This window comes from uncultured Oceanicoccus sp., assembly GCF_963968385.1.
Classification (GTDB): Bacteria; Pseudomonadota; Gammaproteobacteria; order Pseudomonadales; family Dasaniaceae; genus Oceanicoccus.
Genome location: NZ_CAXAHB010000082.1, coordinates 1 through 6,395, shown reverse-complemented (window position 1 = coordinate 6,395; position 6,395 = coordinate 1). Strand labels below are relative to the sequence as shown.

At 46.4% G+C, this 6,395-nt stretch carries 8 protein-coding genes; 2 read left to right on the top strand and 6 right to left on the bottom strand.

The genetic code is table 11. From position 1 onward, the window contains the following. Nucleotides 1-7: 7 nt before the first annotated feature. The 6 genes from AACP44_RS08000 to AACP44_RS07975 all read right to left on the bottom strand — a co-directional run bounded on the left by AACP44_RS08000 (nt 8) and on the right by AACP44_RS07975 (nt 4,937). On the bottom strand, nt 8-499 hold the full coding sequence (locus tag AACP44_RS08000; RefSeq protein ID WP_339339994.1) for a shikimate kinase: 492 nt from the start codon (nt 497-499) through the stop codon (nt 8-10). A gap of 192 nt (nt 500-691) precedes the next feature. After that, the gene (locus AACP44_RS07995) at nt 692-1,453 is read right to left on the bottom strand and encodes an NAD(P)-dependent oxidoreductase (RefSeq protein WP_339339993.1); all 762 of its coding nucleotides are present in this window, start codon (nt 1,451-1,453) and stop codon (nt 692-694) included. A 16-nt stretch (nt 1,454-1,469) separates the two neighbouring features. Further along, nucleotides 1,470-1,724: a DUF3081 family protein gene (locus AACP44_RS07990; RefSeq protein WP_339339992.1), complete on the bottom strand. Its 255-nt coding sequence runs from the start codon at nt 1,722-1,724 to the stop codon at nt 1,470-1,472. Nucleotides 1,725-1,913: 189 nt separating this feature from the next. Beyond that, a complete protein-coding gene (locus AACP44_RS07985; protein WP_339339991.1) occupies nt 1,914-2,300 on the bottom strand; it encodes a hypothetical protein in 387 nt (128 codons plus the stop codon). 8 nt (nt 2,301-2,308) lie between these two features. After that, nucleotides 2,309-2,896, bottom strand: a complete 588-nt coding sequence (locus tag AACP44_RS07980; RefSeq protein WP_339339990.1) for a class GN sortase — start codon at nt 2,894-2,896, stop codon at nt 2,309-2,311. Continuing rightward, nucleotides 2,880-4,937: a marine proteobacterial sortase target protein gene (locus tag AACP44_RS07975; protein ID WP_339339989.1), complete on the bottom strand. Its 2,058-nt coding sequence runs from the start codon at nt 4,935-4,937 to the stop codon at nt 2,880-2,882. The genes AACP44_RS07980 and AACP44_RS07975 overlap by 17 nt, the downstream gene beginning before the upstream one ends. Nucleotides 4,938-5,104: 167 nt before the next feature. Between AACP44_RS07975 and pdsR the strand changes: the two genes are divergently transcribed. Together pdsR and AACP44_RS07965 are read left to right on the top strand one after the other, a co-directional pair. Next, nucleotides 5,105-5,800 carry a proteobacterial dedicated sortase system response regulator gene (gene pdsR / locus AACP44_RS07970; RefSeq protein ID WP_339339988.1) on the top strand — a complete coding sequence of 232 codons (696 nt, stop codon included), beginning with the start codon at nt 5,105-5,107 and terminating at the stop codon, nt 5,798-5,800. After that, nucleotides 5,797-6,395 (top strand): hypothetical protein (locus AACP44_RS07965; protein ID WP_339339987.1); only part of this gene is annotated, 599 nt, incomplete at its 3' end. The genes pdsR and AACP44_RS07965, both read left to right, overlap by 4 nt.

Below are 6,395 nucleotides of genomic sequence, written 5' to 3'. Positions count from 1 at the left end.
ATAGCCACTAGATCAACTCAGTAATGATCTCCACCAACTCAGCCGGTGTTTTATCTGCACAAGTAATCACATGATCGGCATACTGGTGATACAACTGATTGCGCTCAATCAATAAATCGGCAAAGCTTTGATCAGGATGACGCGCTATCCCGCGTTGCTGAAAATTGTGAATCCGTTGTTTTAGCTGGTCTAACGCTACATCCAGAAACACCACCGGACCGAGTTTTTTTAGCGCCGCCATCCCCGCTTGGCTATAAACCGCACTGCCACCGGTAGCGATAATATGATGATCATAATTCAGACTCAGTAACACCTGCTCTTCAATCCAACGCAGGTTTACATAATCCGTGTTATCGATAATCTGTTGCAGGGATTGTTGCTCGCGGAGCTGAATTAATAAATCGGTATCAACAAAGTCTCTGGCAGTGGCTTTTGCCAGTTGCACGCCTATCGTGCTTTTGCCTGCACCGGGCATACCAATCAAACTGATATTGCTCATTATTAACCCGCCATTATTCAACCACTATCACTACTGCGCTGATTATATGCAAAACAGCACCGCTAAGGCTATGCGTGACGACGAGTCCATATAGATTATGGCGCTTCGATTCTGCTTAGTCTTTAAAGTACTCAGCAAGCGAGAGGAAGGATAACTATTATCAGAATCAGCCGATTCCGGTCGGGCTTGAAATTAACTGATAGTCAAGGACTGTTGCTGTAATTGCTGGTTGCTTACCTGTACAAAACCGCTTGCAGAAGTATCAAACCCCTGTGCGGTAGTGGCCCATTCTAGCGCTGCTGCGGCAACTTTTTTGACATCAACAAAGGCTCCCGGCAATTTCCCTTGCACAGATTGAGGCAAACGCCGCTGCAAACTTGATAGGGGTGACATCAACCATGCCAGCGGCATGCTAGTACCACCGGCGGTATGACGAGTACCGTAGATGGCGGAAGGTTGTAATACCGCTACCTGACGTAAATCTGATGAAGCGGCAAAGGCTTTAGCTGCGGTCAGGGTTTGGTTTTTACCGACAGCATAAGCGAAGGACTCTGTCTGTAATAACGCGGGAATATCCGCCCCCATTAATACCAGCCGATTCACCCCGGCCTGTTTCGCGGCATCGATCACATTGATCTGGCTGGTGCCATTCATCATCAATTGATGATCAAACGCCGATTGACTAAATGTCGGCAAAGGCGGTGAGCCTACCAGATTGATAATCGCACCGGCCTCTTGCAATAATGAGATATCCGGTGACAGCGCATCACCCTGCAACCAACACACATTCGCCAACCACGGATTTTTGGATGTATCGAGATGAGCCGGAGCAACACCGCGGCGAGAGACACTGATACAGGATATACCCCGAGTTGCCGCCAGTTCACAAATCCTTGTGCCGACAAATCCATTGCCGCCATAAATGACAATAGGTGCATCGCTGTACTGGCTCATAACTATCCTCTACCGATTAATGATCGCGGTCGATCCGCTCAAGCTTAAGCAGAAATTCACTCAATGATTTTTTCGAATCATAAACAAGATTAAATTTATTATGAAACAGAATAGACAAGGTTACTTTCTGGTCAGTTAAACTGACGGTATAGCCATCAAATGAAGGGGTGGCATAAAGACCGTTAAGAAAAAACGTCTCATCTTTACGCTCGCCTCTGGATATCACTTTATCAAATACCGATAACGCGACTTTTATATCGATTTTATCCATTGTTATCACCCGCATCGTTATTATTTCCAGCCGGCCATTAGGCTAGGGAAATTGCTTTGGCGATAAACCAACCGCCCTGAGCTGAATAATTCTATTGGCTAATGTACGCGGCCATTGCCTATCCGGATGTATGTATTTCCCAGACTGTGCAAGCCCTCGCTTAACTACAAAAAAACGGCTTATTCATTTTTAGCCAGTGTTATATTGCATTTGTGAATCAGTCGGCTCACTGCTAGAGAACTGCGAAACCAGTTTAATCTTGCCCTCTATCCCCATATTGATAAATCGTAAATCCTCAATCGGAATACAATACTCCTCGTATTCTTCATAGGCCACACTGGTTATATCGTAACGGCTGATAACCTGCTCGAGAATATCAAAGCTCACCACATAGCCTGCACAATGGTTGGCCGCCTCTATTTGGCGGGCTAACATTTCAGCGAATGAACGATGCAGTTTGGGAGCAAATAACTTTTGCTCCGGTGATTCCCGTATAAAGTAGCGCCAATCCACTTTTATTAAATGCGATAGCTGGGCTGGTGATACCGATTTATACAGCGTAATGGTGTTTGTCATAGTAACTCCTACAAGCTAAAGGTTTTATCAGGTAATGCATTGACGATATAACGTTGCGGACCACTCGCCTCAATGGCATCAAAGGGATAACAGGTGATTAACACCAGCTGTTCTGGTTGAGTGTCAATCAGTAACTGCTCTTTGCTGCTATCAATAATTTGTATTGAGTCAACGTAATAGTCTGTTTGCCGGCCGTCCCTGCCGGTAAGCGTTAAGGCATCATCGCCTTGCAGGTCTTGTAAAAACTTAAAATGGGTATCGCGGTGGCCTGCAATCAGCTTTGTACCGATCTCTTCAGGGCGGACGCTATCCTCCATCCAGCCGGGGCCGAAGGCTAACGAACTGCCTTGTGCGCCCTGCAATATATATAAATCGGTATCGGCAACCTGCAAACGCGCGACCGGCCAGGTATCTGCCCATGGCCATGGCTTAACGTCGCGATCGCTGACCAGTGTTTCTGACCAAGCCTGTTTGATCAGCACCTGCGCCAATTTGGCTTTTAGGTAAATCGCCAAACCATCGGCAATCACCAAAGTGCCGGCTATGAATAACATCCCTGCCAGAAAGGGTTTCCAGTATTTATTTATCCAGGTCATAGTGTTCTTCCCTATGCATACTGATGCGTACAATGATAAATAAAATCAATAACGCCCCACCCCAAAGCAAACTGAGGATGCCACCTGTTGCCGTTTTCGGAACGGGAATGGCTCGCAGTGACGGTTTACTATTGTTGGGATTATCAAGGTTCTGTTCTACCGCGACAAAACTGGTATAGGGCGACATCAGTTGATGAGTGAGTGCGACCTCAAGTACCGATTGCCGCACAGCATTTTCAGGTTGTCCTTTTATTTTTTGATCCAGTAGATGCTGAATTTTTTCCCGAGCCCACAAAGTGGCGACCCCTTGATGATTGTTATTACCAACAATCTCGAGTTTTTTCTGCCAACTGCGGCCGCCTGATTGTTTACCGCGCACCGTTATAACGCCGGACAAGTTTTCTATGGCCGCATTAATCACTAGCGGCTCGCCTTGATAAAGGTCGGGTATTTTTTCTGGGTAGTGTTCAACCGAATTAGCTGTCGGCCACTCGATAGTCATATCTTTTATTAACGGCTTATTAAGCCGATCAAGCAAACGCGACATACTTTGCTGCACTGCATGGGTATCACCAATATAAGTAAAACTCCCCCGACCAAATTCAGCTGCCTTGCGCATAAAATAGCTATTGGGGGCCGAACCAATACCCACGGTAAATAATCGGCTTTGCCCCAAATGTTGATAGATAGCACTAAACAATTGTTCTTCATTACTAACCGCGCCATCAGTAATAAAAATAATTTGCCGCACTGTTTGCTGATCGGGCTGGTAGCGCAGCGACTGTTGCAGCGCTGGCATCATTTCGGTACCTCCATCGGCTTGCAGTTGCTCTACATAAGCTTTTGCTGTGGCAAGATTGCCTGCATTGGCCGGCATTGCTTGATTAAACAGCTGACGGGTCTGATGGTTAAAAGCCAGAATATTGAAACGGTCCTGATCTTTGAGTTGAGCGATAGCGAGTAATAGGCTTTGCTTGGCCTGGATAATCGACGGCCCCTGCATCGAACCGGAGACATCAATCACATAGATCACTTCGCGTGGCAGCGCCTGCTCAGTCATTGTATCCTGCGGAGGCAGCATCATTATTTGTAGATAATGCTCGCCTTGTACGGTCTGCGAGAATAATGCTGCATCTGGGCTTTGTCCTGTTTGCGCCTGCCAGCGTAGAACAAAATCCTGCTTTAGTGCCGGATGGTTGGGGTCAAGTTTGACCTGATAAATACCCTGTTGATTACTGATATTTATTGCATGGTAGGCACTTTCGATATTTTGTAATGGCAGTCCCGTATCCAGGGTCACGCTGAGTTCGGTATTAGTCACAGCAGTCAATGCGTTATCAATACCAGACCAACCAAAGTCGTTAGTCATCACAGCTTTTATTTCCGCGCTATCATCTGATTGATGATGCTTCGGTGAATACCGTGGCGTTATCGAAAACGGCACCTGTATTTGAAAGTGCCCCTGCTGGTAACTTACCGGCTGAATATAATCTAACTCGACAATAATGGTTTCACCGGAGCGAATATTGGCTACATTAGTCTTAAACAGATTGGGACGATACTGCTTAACCAGCGCGGCTTTTTTGCCTTTGGATTTGGCCTGCTGATATACCGCCTTTGCCTCGGCCTTTTCTTTAACACTGCCGTTAATAATACGGTCACCAATTTTGATCCGCATACGGTGAACAGCCGCCTGATCTGGCAACGGAAAAACATAGATCCCTTCCAATTCGGCAGCATGGTTATTTTTAAAATGCTGCTCAATGGAAACATGAGCTACCATGCCGCTGACATTGATATGGGTTTTGTTATCAATATTGGCAAAGGCACCGGCAACATCCTGCCCGGCCGCCGTTATTGCCATTAACTGGCCACCGTGAAGCTCATCGGGGACATCCGCCCTGACGCTATGCCAGCCCCACCAACAAAACAAAACCACAAAAAACAGCCATAGCAGCCGTAGCTTTGATCGCTTTTTTGGGTACAACACAAAATCTTCTTCGATAAGTACCGGATGTGTACGCTTTCTAAACTTCAACATAAGTGACCTCCCAACATCAGTGTTAGGGAGTAGTAAAGCGTGTGGAGATGGCGTTTTTATGGATAGATTATGGAAATCTAAGGAACAATTATGATCAATTGTGGCATAGCTTTAAAAAAACGCTGTCTACGTTACAATGCCAGTAAATCATCATAATAGGACTACTGATGAGCCGACATATTGCCATTGTGGAAGACGAGCAATCTATTGCAGAGAATTATCGTGACGCTTTTGAGCAACAGGGTTATACCGTTAGTATTTACCCTAACCGTCACTCTGCCATGGAGGCCTTTGACCAAGCACTACCAGACTTGGCGCTGATTGATGTGGGGCTTGAAGATGAAATCGAAGGTGGCTTTGAATTATGCCAAGACTTGCGCAGCCGCAGTAAAACCCTGCCTATTGTTTTTTTAACCGCCAGAGAAAGCGAAATGGATAAAATTTCTGGCCTGCGTCTTGGCGCCGATGACTATTTAACTAAAGATATCGGCCTACAGCATATGATGACGCGTATCGTCACCTTATTTCGGCGTGTTGAAGCGCTAAGTCAGCCGCCACAGCCAGAAGCCATCATCACCATTGGAGACTTGAGCATCAATACTGATCGGATGAGTATTCAATGGCACAACCAAACTCTGGACACAACGCTTACTGAATTTTGGATTATCCATTGTCTGGCGCATCGTCCGGGACAGGTAAAAAGTCGGGATCAACTGATGACCGCGGCCAATGTGGTGCTCGATGACAATACCATTACCTCGCATATCAAACGCATCCGCAAAAAATTTCAGGCTATTGATGCCGAGTTTAATGCCATTAGTACCATGTATGGCGCTGGCTATCGCTGGCAGACGAAGGCATGACCTTAAACAAACAATTACTCTTGGTGAGTTTATTACTGCTGAGCATCCCTTGGGCCGGTTGCCAGTACTTGCAGGAGATCGACGTTTCACTCAGGTCTGGACAAGAGCAAACCTTGCGAGCCTCTACCCAAGTGATTGCCAAAGCGCTGGCGCAAAGCCCGGCGGTCGCTAAACCAGCTGTAGAGTCGAATCCCAGTGCTAAAGCTGATACCTCGACCACAGTATTTTATTGCCACCCCATAGATTATCTTGTCGATACCGATGGTTATGCCGATAGCTGGCCACAAATAGACTGGCATGTTTGGTCCAATAGTGATGGCAAACGGGTGAGTTATCGCTGTGCCATACACGACAATCAGCTGATGTTATTTTTTGATATTAAAAATGACGAGATGATTTTTAATGACCCCACCGTGTCACTGGCTGGTAATGGCGACCGACTGGTGTTGGTAACGGGAAGTGGCAAGGACTATATTTTTACCGCGGTGGCTCCAGGTAAAATGACCGTCCGCTACTATAAAACGCCCTCTATTACCTACCGCGAGTCACGGATTGATGCCAGCTTAATTGACAATGCCAATAGCTATCAACTTGA

Bases quoted from the DNA above. Each gene is read 5' to 3' on its own strand.
- AACP44_RS08000 (WP_339339994.1), bottom strand. From the start codon at position 499: ATGAGCAATATCAGTTTGATTGGTATGCCCGGTGCAGGCAAAAGCACG.
- AACP44_RS07995 (WP_339339993.1), bottom strand. From the start codon at position 1,453: ATGAGCCAGTACAGCGATGCACCTATTGTCATTTATGGCGGCAATGGA.
- AACP44_RS07990 (WP_339339992.1), bottom strand. From the start codon at position 1,724: ATGGATAAAATCGATATAAAAGTCGCGTTATCGGTATTTGATAAAGTG.
- AACP44_RS07985 (WP_339339991.1), bottom strand. From the start codon at position 2,300: ATGACAAACACCATTACGCTGTATAAATCGGTATCACCAGCCCAGCTA.
- AACP44_RS07980 (WP_339339990.1), bottom strand. From the start codon at position 2,896: ATGACCTGGATAAATAAATACTGGAAACCCTTTCTGGCAGGGATGTTA.
- AACP44_RS07975 (WP_339339989.1), bottom strand. From the start codon at position 4,937: ATGTTGAAGTTTAGAAAGCGTACACATCCGGTACTTATCGAAGAAGAT.
- pdsR (WP_339339988.1), top strand. From the start codon at position 5,105: ATGAGCCGACATATTGCCATTGTGGAAGACGAGCAATCTATTGCAGAG.